The sequence below is a fragment of the Blastococcus sp. TF02A-26 genome, assembly GCF_003319125.1.
Lineage (GTDB): Bacteria > Actinomycetota > Actinomycetes > Mycobacteriales > Geodermatophilaceae > Trujillonella.
In genome coordinates, this window is record NZ_QOHG01000001.1 from 47,707 (window position 1) to 63,369 (window position 15,663).

14 protein-coding genes are annotated in these 15,663 nt (G+C 73.9%); 4 read left to right on the forward strand and 10 right to left on the reverse strand.

Annotation, left to right across the window (positions count from 1 at the left end):
- Position 1: 1 nt before the first annotated feature.
- Both DQ240_RS00285 and DQ240_RS00290 read right to left on the reverse strand, forming a co-directional pair.
- The gene (locus tag DQ240_RS00285; RefSeq protein WP_233498370.1) at positions 2–2,071 is read right to left on the reverse strand and encodes a S9 family peptidase; all 2,070 of its coding nucleotides are present in this window, start codon (positions 2,069–2,071) and stop codon (positions 2–4) included.
- Between the two features lie 90 nt (positions 2,072–2,161).
- Complete coding sequence (locus DQ240_RS00290; RefSeq protein ID WP_113837653.1) at positions 2,162–2,896, reverse strand: metal-dependent transcriptional regulator; 735 nt, start codon at positions 2,894–2,896, stop codon at positions 2,162–2,164.
- Between the two features lie 162 nt (positions 2,897–3,058).
- Here DQ240_RS00290 and DQ240_RS00295 point away from each other — a divergent pair, with 162 nt between their 5' ends.
- Positions 3,059–4,240 (forward strand): acetoin utilization protein AcuC, encoded by a 1,182-nt coding sequence (locus DQ240_RS00295; protein ID WP_113837654.1) that lies wholly within the window; start codon positions 3,059–3,061, stop codon positions 4,238–4,240.
- Positions 4,233–6,935 (forward strand): GNAT family N-acetyltransferase, encoded by a 2,703-nt coding sequence (locus DQ240_RS00300; protein ID WP_113837655.1) that lies wholly within the window; start codon positions 4,233–4,235, stop codon positions 6,933–6,935. Before DQ240_RS00295 ends, DQ240_RS00300 begins: the two co-directional genes overlap by 8 nt.
- Positions 6,936–6,988: 53 nt before the next feature.
- On the opposite strand, the gene sigB is transcribed toward DQ240_RS00300, so the two are convergent.
- The 4 genes from sigB to DQ240_RS00320 all read right to left on the reverse strand — a co-directional run bounded on the left by sigB (position 6,989) and on the right by DQ240_RS00320 (position 10,387).
- Positions 6,989–7,972 (reverse strand): RNA polymerase sigma factor SigB, encoded by a 984-nt coding sequence (gene sigB / locus DQ240_RS00305; RefSeq protein WP_113837656.1) that lies wholly within the window; start codon positions 7,970–7,972, stop codon positions 6,989–6,991.
- A 271-nt stretch (positions 7,973–8,243) separates the two neighbouring features.
- A complete protein-coding gene (dtd, locus tag DQ240_RS00310) occupies positions 8,244–8,675 on the reverse strand; it encodes a D-aminoacyl-tRNA deacylase (RefSeq protein ID WP_113837657.1) in 432 nt (143 codons plus the stop codon).
- A 4-nt stretch (positions 8,676–8,679) separates the two neighbouring features.
- Positions 8,680–9,492, reverse strand: coding sequence for a GNAT family N-acetyltransferase (locus tag DQ240_RS00315; protein WP_113837658.1), 813 nt, complete (start codon positions 9,490–9,492; stop codon positions 8,680–8,682).
- A complete protein-coding gene (locus DQ240_RS00320; protein ID WP_113837659.1) occupies positions 9,485–10,387 on the reverse strand; it encodes a hypothetical protein in 903 nt (300 codons plus the stop codon). Before DQ240_RS00320 ends, DQ240_RS00315 begins: the two co-directional genes overlap by 8 nt.
- 122 nt (positions 10,388–10,509) lie before the next feature.
- Between DQ240_RS00320 and DQ240_RS00325 the strand changes: the two genes are divergently transcribed.
- Positions 10,510–11,094, forward strand: a complete 585-nt coding sequence (locus DQ240_RS00325) for an HhH-GPD-type base excision DNA repair protein (protein ID WP_113837660.1) — start codon at positions 10,510–10,512, stop codon at positions 11,092–11,094.
- A gap of 136 nt (positions 11,095–11,230) precedes the next feature.
- Positions 11,231–11,584 carry a DUF3099 domain-containing protein gene (locus tag DQ240_RS00330; RefSeq protein ID WP_113837661.1) on the forward strand — a complete coding sequence of 118 codons (354 nt, stop codon included), beginning with the start codon at positions 11,231–11,233 and terminating at the stop codon, positions 11,582–11,584.
- A 7-nt stretch (positions 11,585–11,591) separates the two neighbouring features.
- Here the strand turns inward: DQ240_RS00330 and DQ240_RS00335 are convergent, their stop codons facing one another.
- Genes DQ240_RS00335 through DQ240_RS00350 form a run of 4 tightly spaced genes read right to left on the reverse strand, consistent with a single transcriptional unit; the run spans position 11,592 to position 15,568 of the window.
- Complete coding sequence (locus tag DQ240_RS00335) at positions 11,592–12,419, reverse strand: ABC transporter ATP-binding protein (protein ID WP_113837662.1); 828 nt, start codon at positions 12,417–12,419, stop codon at positions 11,592–11,594.
- On the reverse strand, positions 12,416–13,471 hold the full coding sequence (locus DQ240_RS00340; RefSeq protein WP_113837663.1) for an iron chelate uptake ABC transporter family permease subunit: 1,056 nt from the start codon (positions 13,469–13,471) through the stop codon (positions 12,416–12,418). The genes DQ240_RS00335 and DQ240_RS00340 overlap by 4 nt, the downstream gene beginning before the upstream one ends.
- The gene (locus DQ240_RS00345; protein WP_113837664.1) at positions 13,468–14,511 is read right to left on the reverse strand and encodes an iron ABC transporter permease; all 1,044 of its coding nucleotides are present in this window, start codon (positions 14,509–14,511) and stop codon (positions 13,468–13,470) included. Before DQ240_RS00345 ends, DQ240_RS00340 begins: the two co-directional genes overlap by 4 nt.
- A 37-nt stretch (positions 14,512–14,548) precedes the next feature.
- Positions 14,549–15,568: an iron-siderophore ABC transporter substrate-binding protein gene (locus DQ240_RS00350; protein WP_113837665.1), complete on the reverse strand. Its 1,020-nt coding sequence runs from the start codon at positions 15,566–15,568 to the stop codon at positions 14,549–14,551.
- Between the last annotated feature and the right edge of the window lie 95 nt (positions 15,569–15,663).

Below are 15,663 nucleotides of genomic sequence, written 5' to 3' on the forward strand. Positions count from 1 at the left end.
GTCAGAGGAGCTCGGGGCGCTGCCAGTCCTGACCCAGGACGTGCTCGGCGAGGAAGGACAGCACCGTCTCGTACCAGACCGTGGCGTTGCCGGGGGTGAGCACCCAGTGGTTCTCGTCGGGGAAGTACAGGAACTTCGACGGGACGCCGCGCTTCTGCAGGCCGTACCAGAGCTGCAGCGCCTCGCCGATGGGCACGCGGAAGTCCCGGTCGCCGTGGATCACCAGCACCGGCGTCCGGATGGCGTCGACGAAGCGGTGCGGCGAGTGCTGCTCGTAGCGGCGCGGCTCGGTGAACGGGTCGCCCCACTCCTTCTCCCAGTAGTAGGCCGCGTCGGTGGTGCCGACGAAGGAGTCGAGGTTCCACAGGCTGGCGTGGGTGACGATCGCGCGGAACCGGTCGGTCTGGGTGGCGATCCAGTTGGCCATGTAACCGCCGAACGACCCGCCCATGGCCGCCGTGCGCTCGGCGTCGAGGTCGGGCCTCTCCAGCGCGGCGTCGACCGCGGCCATGAGGTCGGTGTACGGCGCCTCGCCCCAGGACCCCCAGCCCCGGCGCACGAAGTCCTGGCCGAAGCCCTGCGACAGGGCCGGGTTGGGCAGGAGGACGGCGTATCCGCGGGCGGCCATGACCCACGGGTTCCACCGCCAGGACCACGAGTTCCAGCTCATCAGCGGACCGCCGTGGATCCACAGCAGCAGCGGGGCGGGGGAGTCCGCGGAGGCGCCCTCGGGGAGCACCAGCCAGGACTGGACCGAGGTCCCGTCGGCGGCGGTGGCCACGACCTCGGTCAGCGTCCCGGGCAGGGGGCCGAGGGCACCGGGGGAGGGGAGGGCGGGCGGCTGCTGCAGCGGGGCCTCGGGGTCGAGGCGGACCGGCGCCGGCGGCTCGTCGTAGGCCGAGCGCAGCGCGAACAGCGCGCTGCCGTCGCGGGCGACCCGCAGGTCGCTGTACGCCCCGTCGGCGGTCAGCCGGACCGGCTCGCCGCCGTTCACGGGCACCCGGAACAGCGCGTGCCGGCCGCCGTCGTCGGCGAGGAAGTAGACGGCCGAGCCGTCGGCGGCGAACTGCGGCGCGCTCGGCCAGCGGTCGAAGCCCGGGGTGAGGTCGCGGATCTCACCGGTGGCCACGTCGACGTGCAGCAGCGTGTAGTCCGGCGGCTCGGCGTAGCTGGACAGGGCCTCGCGGACGCAGACGACGGCGGTGCCGTCGGGGGAGAAGCGGGCGGCGTAGACGTCGGCCAGCGGGTCGTCGACCAGCGGCCGCGACTGCCCGGTCGCCGTGTCCACGAGGGCGACGCGGCTGCGCTGTCCGGCCGGGCCGTCGGGCACCGACTCCCCGACGAGCAGCAGCGCGCCGTCCGGGGAGAGCGAGGGGTCCTCGCCGCCGCCCGCGGGCGGACGCGCGTCGGGGGTCAGGTCGCGGAGCTCGACCGGCTCGGCGCGCGCGCCGGTCGGGTCCTCGGCGGGGAGCCGGCCGGCCCAGAAGAGGTGCGTGGTGTCCGGGCCGAGGTCGTGGTCCCAGTAGCGGACCGGGTAGCGCTCGTGCAGCACGGCCGTGACGCCGGCGTCCTTGCGGGCCTTGCGCCGGGCGGCCTCGTCCTCGGCGTCGGCCGCCCCGGGCATCGCCGACGCCGCGACGACGACGTCCCCGCTGTCGGCGGCGACCGTCACGCCGCCGATCCCGCCGGGGTGGCCGACCACGAGCCGGGCCTCGCCACCGTCGGCGGGCAGGCTCCACAGCGCGGGTCGCGGATCGCCGGCGTCGGCTGCCGCGGCGGGGTCCGGCCGCGCGGAGGTGAACAGCAGCGAGCCGTCGGGGGCGAACACCGGCGCGGACTCCCCGGGCGCGCTGCGGGTCAGCCGGCGGGGTGGCCGCTGCCCTTCGGGGTCGACCTCCCACAGCGCCGACACCCACTTCTTCCCCTCGGGGTCCAGGGTCTGCACCGAGACCGCGAGCCGCCGGGCGTCCGGCGACAGCGCCAGGCCGGTCACGCGGGGCAGCGTCGCGAAGGCGGCGAGATCGGCGAACGGGCTGCTGGGAGGGGTGCTGGCGGCGTCGGGCGAGCTCACCCCGGCCACGTTAGCGATCCGCCCCGACATGCGCCGGAGCCGCCGTCCGGGAGGGGACGGCGGCTCCGGGGTCGTGCTGCGGAGGCGGCGTCAGAGCCGCGGCGCCGCCTGGGCGGGGGTCAGCTCCTCGTCGAGGGCGTTCACGAAGACGTGCTGCGCGACGCCGGCCGGGAGCAGCTCGCCGTCGACGCTGACGCTGTCCCGCTCGGCGCGGGCGGTGACCGTCGCGCCGGGGCGCAGCCCCTGCTCGGCGAGCGAGCGGATGAGGTCGGTGTCCTCCTGCAGCTGCTCGCTGATCCGCCGGATCTCGACCCGGCGGCCGTCCGGCGTCGCCGTCGTGGACAGCAGCGTCAGGGCGTCGAGCACCGCGGAGGTCTCCCCGCCGATGGGCACCGCGGGGGACTCCCCGCCGAGCTGGTCCAGACCCGGGATCGGGTTGCCGAAGGGGGAGACCGTCGGGTTGCCGAGCAGCGCGAGCAGCTTCTTCTCCACCGCCTCGCTCATGACGTGCTCCCACCGGCACGCCTCCTCGTGGACGTCGGCGTACTCCAGGCCGATGACGTCGACGAGCAGGCACTCGGCCAGTCGGTGCTTGCGCATGACGGCGGTGGCCAGGCGACGGCCCTCGTCCGAGAGCTGCAGGTGCCGGTCGCCCTCGACCGTGAGCAGGCCGTCGCGCTCCATCCGGGCCACCGTCTGGCTGACGGTCGGGCCGCTCTGGTGCAGCCGCTCCGCGATGCGGGCACGGAGGGGGACGACGCCCTCCTCCTCCAGCTCGAAGATCGTCCGGAGGTACATCTCCGTGGTGTCGATCAGATCGTTCACAACTCTCCTCGGTGTCACCGCTCATCGTACGGGCGGGGGGCGACTTCCCAGGTTTGCCGCAGCAGGGGAACGGTGCCACGCTGCTCCGGATTCCCGGCGGTAGCGTCGGGGGGTGAGGATCGGGGCCCCACCGGCCGGCAGGACAGCGAGCGGGGAGAGAGCGTGAGCGACTCGGTCGCGGTCGTCTGGGACGACGCACTGCTGGGCTACACCATGGGCGGCGAGCACCCCATGCACCCCGTGCGGCTGGATCTGACCATCCAGCTGGCCGACAGCCTCGGCGTCCTGGCCAACGACCGCGTCACGGTCGTGAAGCCCGAGCCGGCCGGCGCCGACCTGCTCACGCTGGTGCACGACCCCGCCTACCTGGAGGCCGTGCGGCGGGCGCCGGACGACCACGGCGTCGGCCACGGGCTCGGCACCGACGACAACCCGATCTTCCCGGGCATGTTCGACGCGGCGGCCCTCATCACCGGCGGCAGCGTGCAGGCCGCGCGGATGGTCCACGAGGGCACCAGCCAGCACGCGATCAACATCTCCGGCGGGCTGCACCACGCGATGCGCGACCGCGCCGCCGGGTTCTGCGTGTTCAACGACGCCGCGGTGGCGATCGCCTGGCTGCTGGCCCAGGGGCACGAGCGGATCGCCTACGTCGACATCGACGTCCACCACGGCGACGGCGTCCAGGCCGCCTTCTACGACGACCCCCGGGTGCTGACGATCAGCGTCCACCAGACGCCGCTGACCCTCTTTCCCGGGACCGGCTTCCCCGAGGAGACCGGCGACCCCGACAAGGCCCTCGGCAGCGCGGTGAACCTGGCGCTGCCCAACGGCACCGACGACTCCGCGTGGCTGCGGGCGTTCCACGCGGTGGTGCCCGGCGCGCTCAAGGCGTTCCAGCCGCAGATCCTGGTGACCCAGTGCGGGTGCGACGCCCACCACGAGGACCCGATGGCCGACCTCGGGCTCACCGTCGACGGGCAGCGGGCCAGCTACCGGGCCCTGCACGACCTCGCCCACCAGCTGACCGACGGCCGCTGGATCGCCCTCGGCGGTGGCGGGTACGGGCTGGTGCGGTGCGTGCCGCGCGCCTGGACGCACCTGATCGCCGAGGCGTCCGGCGACCGGCTGGACCCCGCGACGGAGATCCCCGAGTCCTGGCGGGAGGACGTCGTCCGCCGCGGGCTGCGGGCGCGGCCACCGACGCACATGACCGAGGGCGGCTACACCGGCTTCGCGCACTGGGACCCGTTCACCGAGTCCCGGGTGGACCGGGCCATCCTGCGGACCCGGCACGCCTCCTACCCCTACCTCGGCCTCGACCCGGACGACCCTCGTGACTGAGCAGCAGAGCGCACCCGAGTCCCCCGAGCCGCAGCCGCCGGCGCACTGGGAGGCCGACATCGTGGCCGCCGACGGCGGCACCGTGCACCTGCGGCCCATCTGCCCGGACGACGCCGAGGGTCTCACCGGGCTCATGGAGCGCAGCTCCGACCAGACCCGCTACTACCGGTTCTTCGGCCCGATGAAGCGATTGAGCGAGAAGGACCTGCGCCGCTTCACCCACGTCGACCACGACAACCGGGTCGCGTTCGTGCTGCTGCTGGGCGACCAGTTGATCGGCGTCGGTCGCTACGACCGCTACCCCGGGACCGACGACGCCGAGGTCGCCTTCCTGATCGAGGACGCCCACCAGGGCCGGGGACTGGGCTCGGTGCTGCTCGAGCACCTCGCCGCCGCCGCCCTGGAGCGCGGGATCAAGCAGTTCGTCGCCGAGGTGCTGGCGCAGAACAACCGCATGGTCCGGGTCTTCCTCGACGCCGGGTACACGCCCACCCGGACCTACGAGGAGGGCGTGGTCCACCTCTCCTTCCCGATCGCGCCGACCGCGACCGCACTCGCGGTGGCCTCGGAGCGCGAGCAGCGCAGCGAGTCCCGCTCCATCGCCCGGCTGCTGACGCCGTCCTCGGTCGCCGTGGTGGGCGCCAGCAACGACGAGAGCAAGATCGGCAACGCCGTCCTGCGGCACCTGCTCGGGTACGGGTTCGACGGCCCGATCTACCCGGTGAACCCCGGCGCCCGGCACGTCCGAGGCGTGCCCGCCTACGCCGGGCTGGAGGACATCCCCGGCGACGTCGACCTGGCCGTGGTCGCGGTCCCGGCCGACGAGGTCGCCGCCGTGGTGGAGGCCGCCCGACGCAAGAAGGTGCACGGCCTGGTCGTCATCTCCGGCGGGTTCGGCGAGTCCGGAGACGAGGGCCGGGCCCGCGAGCGGGCGCTGGTGCTCGCCGCGCGGGCGTCGGGGATGCGCGTGGTCGGCCCGAACTGCCTGGGCATCGTGAGCACCGACCCCGCCGTCCGGCTCAACGCCAGCCTCGCCCCGCAGGTCCCCGGCCGCGGGCGGGTGGGCTTCTTCGCCCAGTCCGGCGCACTCGGGGGAGCGCTGCTGGAGCGGGCGCGGGCGCGCAACATCGGGCTGTCCAGCTTCGTGTCCGCCGGCAACCGGGCCGACGTCAGCGGCAACGACCTCCTCCAGTTCTGGGCCACCGACCCCGGCACCGAGGTGGTGCTGCTGCACCTGGAGAGCTTCGGCAACCCGCGCAAGTTCGCTCGCCTGGCCCGCTCGGTGGGCCGCACCAAGCCCGTGGTCGCGGTGAAGAGCGGCCGGCACGTGCGGATGACCGCCGGCCTGGCCGGCACGTCGGTCGCGGTGCCCGAGGAGTCGGTGGCGGCGCTGTTCGCCTCGGCCGGCGTCATCCGGGTCGAGACGCTGGCCCAGCTCTTCGACGTCGGCACCCTGCTGGCCCACCAGCCGCTGCCGGCCGGCGACCGGGTGGCGATCGTGGGCAACTCCACGGCACTCGGCGTGCTCGTCGCCGACGCCGTCCTCGAGGAGGGCCTCGTGCTGGCCCACGACGCGCCGGTCGACGTCGGCACCACCGCCGGCCCCGAGGCCTTCGGCGCGGCGCTGCAGCGCGAGATCGACGACGACGCGGTGGACGCGGTCGTCGCGGTCTTCCTCCCGCCGCTGGCGCAGCGCGTGGAGCAGTTCGGGCACGCGCTGCTCGAGGTCGCCCGGAACTCGTCCAAGCCCGTGGTGGCGACCTTCCTGTCGAGCGAGGGCATCCCGCCCGAGCTCACCGTGCCCGGCGAGGACGGCACCCCGGCCCGCGGCTCGGTCCCGTCGTTCTCGACGCCGGAGCGGGCCGTCATCGCCCTGGCCAAGGTCGCCCAGTACGCGCGGTGGCGCCGTCGGCCGGTGGGCGAGCTGCCGGACCTCACCGACGTCGACGAGCCGGCCGCCCGCGCGCTCGTGCAGACGGTGCTGGCCGAGGGGCCCGAGGGGCGTTCCCTCACCGACGACGAGCTGATCCGGCTCCTGGGCGCCTACGGGCTCCCGCTGCTGCGGACGCACTCGGCCACCAGCGAGGAGGAGGCCGTCGCCGCGGCCGAGGCGATCGGCTACCCCGTGGTGCTCAAGTCGACCGCGCCCTGGTTGCGGCACCGCACCGACCTCGGTGGGGTCCGGATGGACCTGGCCGACGACGCCGCGGTCCGGACGGCGTTCGCCGCGATCCCGGCCGGCGACCCGGTGATCGTGCAGGAGATGGCCGCGCCGGGGGTGGCCACGGTGGTCGAGATCGTCGACGACCCCTCGTTCGGTGCGCTGGTGAGCTTCGGCGTCGGCGGCGTGGCGACCGACCTGCTGGGGGACCGGGCCTACCGGACGCTCCCGCTGACCGACCTGGACGCCGCCGAGCTCGTCCGGGCGCCGCGGGCCTGGCCGCTGCTCAACGGCTACCGCGGCTCGGAGCCGGTCGACGTCGCGGCGCTGGAGGACCTGCTGCTCCGGGTGGCCCGGCTGGCCGACGACCTGCCCGAGGTGCTGTCGCTGACGCTGGACCCGGTGATCGTCGGGCCTCCCGACCCGTGGCACGGCGGACGGTCGCTGGTCATCGCCGGCGCGATGGCCCGGGTGGGGCAGCCGACCGCACGCGTCGACCCCGGTCCGCGCAAGATGCGCAGCCCCGGCGTCTGAGACGCCAGGAGGCCCGCCCCCGGGTGGGGACGGGCCTCCTGGGAGGTGGTGCGTCAGGCCAGGTAGTCGCGCAGGGCGTCGGCGCGCTGCGGGTCGCGCAGCTTGGCCATCGTCTCCCGCTCGATCTGCCGGACCCGCTCGCGGGACAGACCGAACTGCTTGCCGATCTGCTCCAGCGTGCGCGGCTGGCCGCCGTCGAGGCCGAAGCGGAGGACGACGACGTCGCGCTCGCGCTCCTCGAGGGTCTGCAGCACGTTCCGGACGTCGCCCTTCATCATCTGGAAGGCGACGGCGTCCTCGGCGACCGCGGCGTCGGCGTCCTCGATGAAGTCACCGAGCCGGGACTCCTCGTCGGCGCCGACGGTCTGGTCCAGGCTGACCAGGTCGCGGCTGTACTCCAGCAGCTCGGTGATCCGCTCCGGGGTCATGTCGAGCTCCAGGCCCAGCTCCTCGGCGGTGGGCTCCCGCTCCAGCTCCTGGTGGATCCGGCGACGGGTGCGCACCACCTTGTTGACCTGCTCGGCCAGGTGGACGGGCAGCCGGATGGTCCGGCCGGAGTCGGCCATGGCGCGGGTGATGGCCTGGCGGATCCACCACGTCGCGTAGGTCGAGAACTTGAAGCCCTTGGTGTAGTCGAACTTCTCGACCGCACGGATCAGGCCGACGTTCCCCTCCTGGATGAGGTCGAGGAAGGTCATGCCGTGGCCGGTGTAGCGCTTGGCCACCGAGACCACGAGCCGGAGGTTGGCCTCCAGCAGGTGGCGCTTGGCGGCCTTGCCGTCGGCGGCGAGAGCCGTGTAGTCGCGCTTGACCGCGGGCGTCAGCTGGCGCTCGCCCAGGAGCCGCTCGGCGTACAACCCCGCCTCGATGCGCTTGGCCAGCTCGACCTCCTGCTCGGCCGTGAGCAGGGCGGTCTTGCCGATGGTGTTCAGGTACACCCGGACGAGGTCGGTGGACACCAGGCCGCTGGTGTCGGGCTCGCGACGGGGCGAGCGGACCTCGAGGGCGTCGTCGGGGGAAGACTGCAGCAGCGTCACGATGTGTCTTCGTCCTTGCCTCTGGTTCGGATGCCCCAGCCGGACGTCGATGTCGGCGGGGCGACCGGGCGTCGATGTGAGGGTCCCGGTGCCGGCCGGCGGCCCTCGCTCTATCTCGTCTGTCTGTGTGGTACGCCCTGTCCAACGGCCACGACGGGGCCGGGTGTTCCACGTCGGGGCCCTTCACAGCCAACCCACAGGGCGTGTGTTGCGTCACCCGTCCCTACCCGGTCGCGGCCGGGTCGAACTACAGCCGTGGAAGTCCGGCGGATCAGACCTCGAGCAACAGCGTCATCGGCCCGTCGTTGACCGACGAGACGAGCATGCGGGCGCCGAACCGCCCGGTGGCGACCTCCGCGCCCCGGCGACGGAGCTCGGCCACCACCTCGTCGACCAGCGGCTCGGCCACCTCTCCCGGCGCGGCGTCGGTCCAGGACGGACGACGTCCCTTCCTCGTGTCGCCGTAGAGAGTGAACTGGCTGATCACGAGCACCGGCAGGCCGAGGTCCGCGGCCGAGGTCGCACCGTCCTCACCAGCGAAGACCCGCAGCTCGTGCACCTTGCGGGCGAGCGTGCGGGCCGCGTCGACGTCGTCCTCGCGACCCACGCCGACCAACGCCAGCAGCCCGCGGCCGATCTCGCCGACGACGACGTCGTCCACCGTTACAGCCGCTGTAGCGACCCTGCTCACGACCGCGCGCACGTGCTCAGCCCGCGCCCGGGAGGTCCCTGCGCATGTACCCGTAGGCGTAGGCGGGGGAGTAGCCCGCGCGGCGGTAGGCCCGCTTGGCCGCGTCGTTGCCCGCGCCGACCTGCAGGTAGCTCCGTGCGGCGCCGCGGGACCGGCCCCAGGCCGCGATCTCCCGGACGACGGTCCCGATCAGCCCCCGACCGCGGTACTCCACCGCGGTCGCGCAGTTGAAGACCCCCAGCAGGCCGCCGGAGGTGGTGCCGCGCCCGACGGCCGCCGGCACGCCGTCCACCCGCACCGTCACGCCGAGGCCGGGCATGGCGACCAGGTCCAGCGAGCGGCCCAGGACCGCGGTGCGCTCCTCGTCCTCCGCCGTCACCGCCCGCCAGTCCTCGAGCCACTCCGCCGTGGGGGGGCAGTCCACGCGGACCCTGGGCTCACCGGCCCGGCCGGACGCGGCCAGCTCGGCGACCTCGCCGGTGAAGACGTCCGAGGGGACGGCGAAGGTGTAGCCCCGTCCGGCCAGCAGCTCGGCCAGGTCGTCGGTGACCCCGTGGACGACCTGGACGGCCACGGGCAGGTCACGGGCCCGGTAGAACTCCTCGACCATCGCCAGGTCGGTCGCCAGCTGCTCGCCGTCGGGGGGCGGGTCCAGGGGTGGCAGTGCGGAGTTCGGCCGGGTGTTGTGGTCGCGCTCGAGGTGGCGCAGGTGCCAGCCGCGCACCGCGACCGTCTCCAGCGCCGGCCAGGACGCGTCGGCGTGGTGCTCCAGCACGGCGATCCCGGCCGGGGTCGGCGCCGGCCCGGTCACGACGTCGCGGTCAGGCATCGGCCGTCTGCGCCGCGGCGCCGGGCGCCACCCACTCGCCCCGGCGCTTCAGGCTCTCGAACCGCTCCATGGTCCTGCGGATGTCCCCTTCGTTCTCGCTGTGCACGTAGCGCGTCGTCCGGCCGTCGCGGCCGACCTGGTCGCGGTGCATCGCGCGCGACCCGGGGACCTGCCAGTCGAAGATCGTGACGTTCTCACACAGCTCGCCGGGGCAGGTGGTGCGGTCCACGAGCCAGCACTGGACGCCGATGGCGCGGTGCTCCTCGGCCAGCCGGCGCATGTCCTCCTCGCAGTGGGGGTCGGTCAGGAACACCCGCTCGACCTGGAAACCGCGCTGGATCTTCTCCTCGTGCGCCGCCAGGAACGCGCGTCCCTTCTCCGGGGTACGCCACCACTCGAGGTCCCCGCTGTCGGTGACGGCGTGCAGCGTCCGGGTCGCGGCGGCCAGCTTCTGCTTGAGCCAGGCCGGCCCCGGCTGGCTCTCGAAGCGCCCGGAGGCCAGCTCCCGGAGTTCCCGCTCCGCCTCGTGCAGGGCCGTCAGCGCGGCCTTCTGGAGCTGGGGGGAGTAGGCGCGGACGCCCTTCTGGTACTCGAGCACCCGCACCACGAGCTCGCTGACCTCGGGCCGGTGCTCGCGCGGCAGGTCGTTCAGGGCGATCTCGACGTTGCTGCGGATGTCCAGCCGCAGCACCAGCTCCAGGCACAGCCCCAGGACGACGCCCAGCAGACCCAGGCCGAGCGTCGAGAGGTTGACCAGGCCGCTGAGGTCGACCCCGTCCTGGACGGACTGCGGGGACAGCGCGGTCGTCAGGACACCCAGCCCGACACCGGAGACGGCGCCGATGCCGGTCACCATCCACGCGGCCCGGCCCTCGCGCAGGCGCAGTGTGCGCATCGTCCCCCCTCGCTCCGGTGACTCCCCGTGGTGTCCTCCTCCGTGTAACGGCACGATCCCGGCCCGCATCCATCCCTCGGAGGGGTGGTTGCCCCGACGCGGGGCTGCGGCACGATCTCCCCGTGCCCACCCTGACGCTCACCCAGGACCCCGTCGCCGACGAGCTGCTGAGCCGCGACCCGCTCGCCCTGCTGCTGGGCATGCTGTTCGACCAGCAGTTCCCGATGGAGCGCGCCTTCGCCGGCCCGCGGCTGCTGGCCGAGCGGATGGGGGTCGAGACCCTCTCGGCGGCGCAGCTGGCCGACGCCGACCCGGAGCAGGTCGCCGCGTGGTTCCAGGGGCCGCCCGCCGTCCACCGTTACCCGGGCTCGATGGCCGCACGTGCCCAGGCGGTGTGCCGGCTGCTGGTCGAGCGCTACGACGGCCGCGCCGAGGCGCTGTGGGCCGATGCCCCGGACGGGAAGACGCTGCTGGAGCGGATCGGGGAGCTGCCGGGCTTCGGCGCCCAGAAGGCGAAGATCTTCGTGGCGCTGCTCGGCAAGCAGTACGGCGTGACGCCGCCGGGCTGGCGGGAGGCCGCCGGCGAGTACGGCGAGGAGGGCTCGCGGCGGTCGGTCGCCGACATCACCGGGCCCGAGTCGCTGGCCGAGGTTCGGCGGACGAAGCAGGAGAAGAAGCAGGCCGCGAAGGCCGCCGCCGGCTCCTGAGCGGGTCCCGGCGGGTGCCTGCATCGTGCGCGATCCGGTGGCACGATGGGCGCCAGGAGCCGGGGGGCTCCGGGGGCCGACGGACCGCTCGCCGACTCCTCCCCACCACCCCCGGCCGGTCCAGGGAAGGGCACCCGTGGCCTTCAGCCAGCAGTCCGCACGATCCCGGCGAGCAGAGTCGGTCCTCATCACCGAGGCCGCGCCGAGCCTCGCCGAGCAGCACGCCGCCCGGAAACGCCGGTACGTCATCACGATGCTGATCCGCATCGTGAGCGTGGTCCTGGCGGCGGCGTTCTACCAGACCCTGTGGCTGGCGATCATCTTCGCGGTGCTCGGCACCGTGCTGCCGTGGGTCGCGGTCGTCATGGCCAACGACCGGCCGCCGAAGAAGAAGCTCGACCCGCACCGCTACCGTCCGCCGGCGCCGGACCGGATCCTCACCGAGCCGGTGCGCCGCGCGATCGAGCCCGGGCGGGTCATCGAGCACTGACCCGGGGTCAGCCGCGGGGAGCGACCTCGGCCGGTGCCGTCACGTGGTGGCGGCCCAGCGGCAGCATCAGCGGGGCGCCCGAGGTCGGGTCGACGATCACCGTGCTGTCGAGGCCGAACACCGCGCGCACGCAGTCCTCGGTGAGCACCTCGGCGGGCGTGCCGACGGCGTGCACCCGCCCCCCGGCGAGCGCCACCAGGTGGTCGGCGTAGCGCGCGGCGAGGTTCAGGTCGTGCAGCACCATCACGATCGTCGTCCCGCGGGTGCGGTTGAGGTCGGTGAGCAGGTCCAGCACCTCGACCTGGTGGGCGACGTCCAGGAACGTCGTCGGCTCGTCGAGCAGCAGCAGGTCGGTCTGCTGGGCCAGCGCCATCGCGATCCAGACCCGCTGCCGCTGCCCGCCGGAGAGCTCGTCCACGGCGCGGTCGGCGAGCTCGGTCGTGTGCGTCGCCTCCAGGGCGGCGGCCACCGCGGCGTCGTCCTCCCGGCTCCACCGGGAGAACACGCCCTGGTGCGGGTGCCGGCCACGGCCCACCAGGTCGGCGACGGTGATGCCCTCGGGGGCGATCGGGGACTGGGGGAGCAGGCCGAGCGTGCGGGCCAGCTCCTTGGCCGGCATCCGGTGCACCGCGCGGCCGTCGAGCAGGACCTGACCGGCCCGGGGGGACAGCAGCCGCGACATCGACCGCAGCAGGGTCGACTTGCCGCAGGCGTTCGCCCCCACGATCGCGGTGATCCGCCCCGCCGGGACGACCAGGTCCAGGCCCTCGATCACCGTGCGCTCGCCGTACGCGAGCGACAGCCCCTCCGCCGTCAGCGAGTGGGTCGTCGTCACAGGGAGCCTCCGGCGCGGTTTGTGCGGACGATCAGGTAGATCAGGTACGGCGCCCCGAGCACGCCCGTGACGACGCCGACGGGGTAGCGCGTCCCGAGGCCGAACTGCCCCACGAGGTCGGCGACGAGCACCAGCAGGGCGCCGACCAGGGCGGCCGGGACGAGCAGCGAGCCGTTCGGCCCGACGATGCGCGCGGCGATCGGGCCGGCGAGGAACGACACGAACGCGATCGGCCCGCAGGCCGCGGTGGCGAAGGCGACCAGGCCGACCGCGCACACGATGGCGATCAGCCGCGTGCGCTCCACCCGCACGCCCAGCGCCGCGGCGGTGTCGTCCCCGAGCTGCAGCGTCGAGAGGTTGCGGGTCTGCCCGAGCAGGACCGGCCCCAGCACGGCCAGCGCGACCAGAGCCGGCGCCACCGCCGACCAGGTGGTGCCGTTGAGGCTGCCGGTCAGCCAGCGCAGCGCCTCCTGGTAGTCCCACTGCCCGGCCTTGGTCAGGACGTACTGGATGACGCTGTTGAGCATGGCGCCGACGCCGATCCCGATGAGGATCAGCCGGGTGCCGGCCACGCCGCCCTTGTAGGCGAGGCCGTAGATGACCATCGCGACGCCCAGGGCGGCGACGACGGCGAGCGTCGAGACGGTCGCGCCGTCCAGCGACAGGACGACGATGCCGAACACCGCGGCCGCGCTGGCGCCGGAGCTGATGCCGATGACGTCCGGGCTGGCCAGCGGGTTCCGCAGCATCGTCTGGAAGGCGACACCGGCCAGGCCGAAGCTCAGCCCGGCGACGACGGCGAGCACGGCACGGGGGAGCCGCAGCCGCCCGACGGTGAACGTCGCGCCGGGCACCTGCTCGCCCAGGACGACCCGGACGACCTCGTCGATCGGGTAGAAGGTGCGCCCGATCATCAGGGAGGCGACGAACCCGGCGACGACCAGCACCGAGAGCACGGTGATCACCAGGCGCCGGCGGGTCGAGCGGCGCACGCGGTCCCGGGCGACCCGGTCGACGGTGCCTGCGGCCGGGGGCGTTCCGACGGCGGTCACAGCTCGCGCACCTTCTGCCGGCGGACGACGGCGATGAAGAACGGGGCCCCGACGAGGGCGGTGATGATGCCGACGTCGAGCTCGCTGGGGCGGGCCACGATCCGGCCGATCACGTCGGAGGCGACGAGCAGGCAGGCACCGGTCAGGGCGGAGAAGGGCAGCAGCCAGCGGTGGTCTACGCCGACCAGGAGCCGGCACAGGTGCGGCACGACGAGCCCGACGAACCAGATGGGGCCGGCGACCGCGGTGGCCGCGCCGCAGAGCAGCACCGAGCCCAGCGCCGCGAGGCCGCGGGCGAGGGCGACGCGCTCCCCGAGCCCGGCCGCGAGCTCGTCGCCCAGCGCCAGGGAGTTGAGGCTGCGCGCCGAGAGCAGGCTGATGACCAGGCCGGCGGCGAGGAAGGGCAGCACCGGCGTGATGGTCGCGAAGGTCGCGCCACCCACGCCGCCGACCTGGAACGACTGCACGCTGGCGGCGATGTCGCCGCGGGGCAGGGCGATCGCGGTGATGAACGACGTCAGCGCCGCCGACGTGGCGGCGCCGGCCAGGGCCAGCTTCAGCGGCGTCGGACCGCCGCGGCCCAGGGAGCCGACGGCGTAGACGAACACCGCGGCGAGCGCGGCTCCGAAGATCGCCGTGAAGATGATGCTGGTCGCGCTGAACAGCCCGAACCAGGCGATGCCGGCGACCACGGCCAGCGAGGCGCCCATGTTGATGCCGAGGACGCCCGGGTCGGCCAGCGGGTTGCGCGTCACGCCCTGCATCACCGCGCCGGCCAGCCCGAGTGCCGCGCCGACGAGGACGGCCAGCACGGTGCGGGGGATGCGCTTGGTGACCGCTGCCTCCTCGATGGTCTCCTCGGAGCCACCGAGGGCGGCCCAGATGTCGGACCAGCCGACGCCGCGCGAGCCGATCGCCACCGACGCGGCGAAGAGCAGCGCGAGGACCGCCAGGACCACGACCAGCCAGAGGAACCGGACCGACCCCGGACGTCGCCGCGGGGCGACGTCCGGGGTCGGGACGGGGTGGACCGAGGTCACGGGGGAGTGACCGCGGTGCCGGTGGGGGAGCCGATCGTCACGAGGCCGGGGAGCCGGCCTTGTCGGCGGCCTCGGCCAGCATGCTCACGTAGTCCTCGAGCACCCAGGAGATCGCCAGCGGGGTCGGGTTGGCCGCCGTGCCCAGCGGGGTGTCGGGCAGCAGCACGATGGCACCATTGGCCACGGCCGGCATCCGCGACAGCAGCGGGTCGGCGCTGAGCGCGTCGACGAGCTCCTGGTCGCCGTAGGTCACGATGACCTCGACGTCGTCGAGGGTGTCGATCTGCTCGGCGCTGATCGTGCCGGAGAACTGCTCCTCGTCGGTGGAGGCGTCCGCGACGCTCGGCGGGGTGGCCAGGCCGAGGTCCTCGAAGAAGGCGGCCCGGGTGTCGAAGGGTGTGTAGTAGCTGACCTCGCTGAGGTCCGTGGTGTCCACGTGGGTCAGGAACATCGTGTTCCGCCCCTCGAGCTGCGGGAACTCGCCGACCGTCTCGGCCATCTCCTGCTCGAGGTCGGCGACGAGCTGCTCGCCCTCCTCGGCCATGCCCATTCCGGCGGCGTTGATCTCGATCATCTCGCGCCACGGGGTCGCCCAGGGCGCCTCGGGGAAGGCGATGGTCGGCGCGATCTCGCTGAGGGTCTCGTAGTCCTCCTCGGTGAGACCGGAGTAGCCGGCGAGGATGACGTCGGGCTCGGTGTCGGCGACGGCCTCGAAGTCGATGCCGTCGGTCTCGTCGAACAGCACCGGCGTCTCGGCGTCGAGCTCCTCGAGCCGCTCGGAGACCCAGGGGAGCAGGCCGTCGCCGTCGTCGTCACCGAAGTTGGCCGCGGCCATGCCGACGGGGACGACGCCGAGGGCCAGCGGCACCTCGTGGTTGGCCCAGGCGACCGTGGCGACCCGCTCGGGCTTCCCCTCGATCGTCGTCGTGCCGAACGCGTGCTCGACGGTGAAGCTGTCGCCGCTCGCGCTGTCGTCGGAGTCGTCGCCGCAGGCGGCGAGGCCGCCGACGAGGAGCGCGGCGGTGGTCAGGGCGGCCAGTCGCGAGGCGCGGCGCATGGTGTCCTTCCGGTCGGGGGTGCCTCGGCGAGAGTGCCAGGTGAGGCTTGCCTTACCGAACTTAGGGTGTCCTTGCCACTTCGTTGGTCACGATC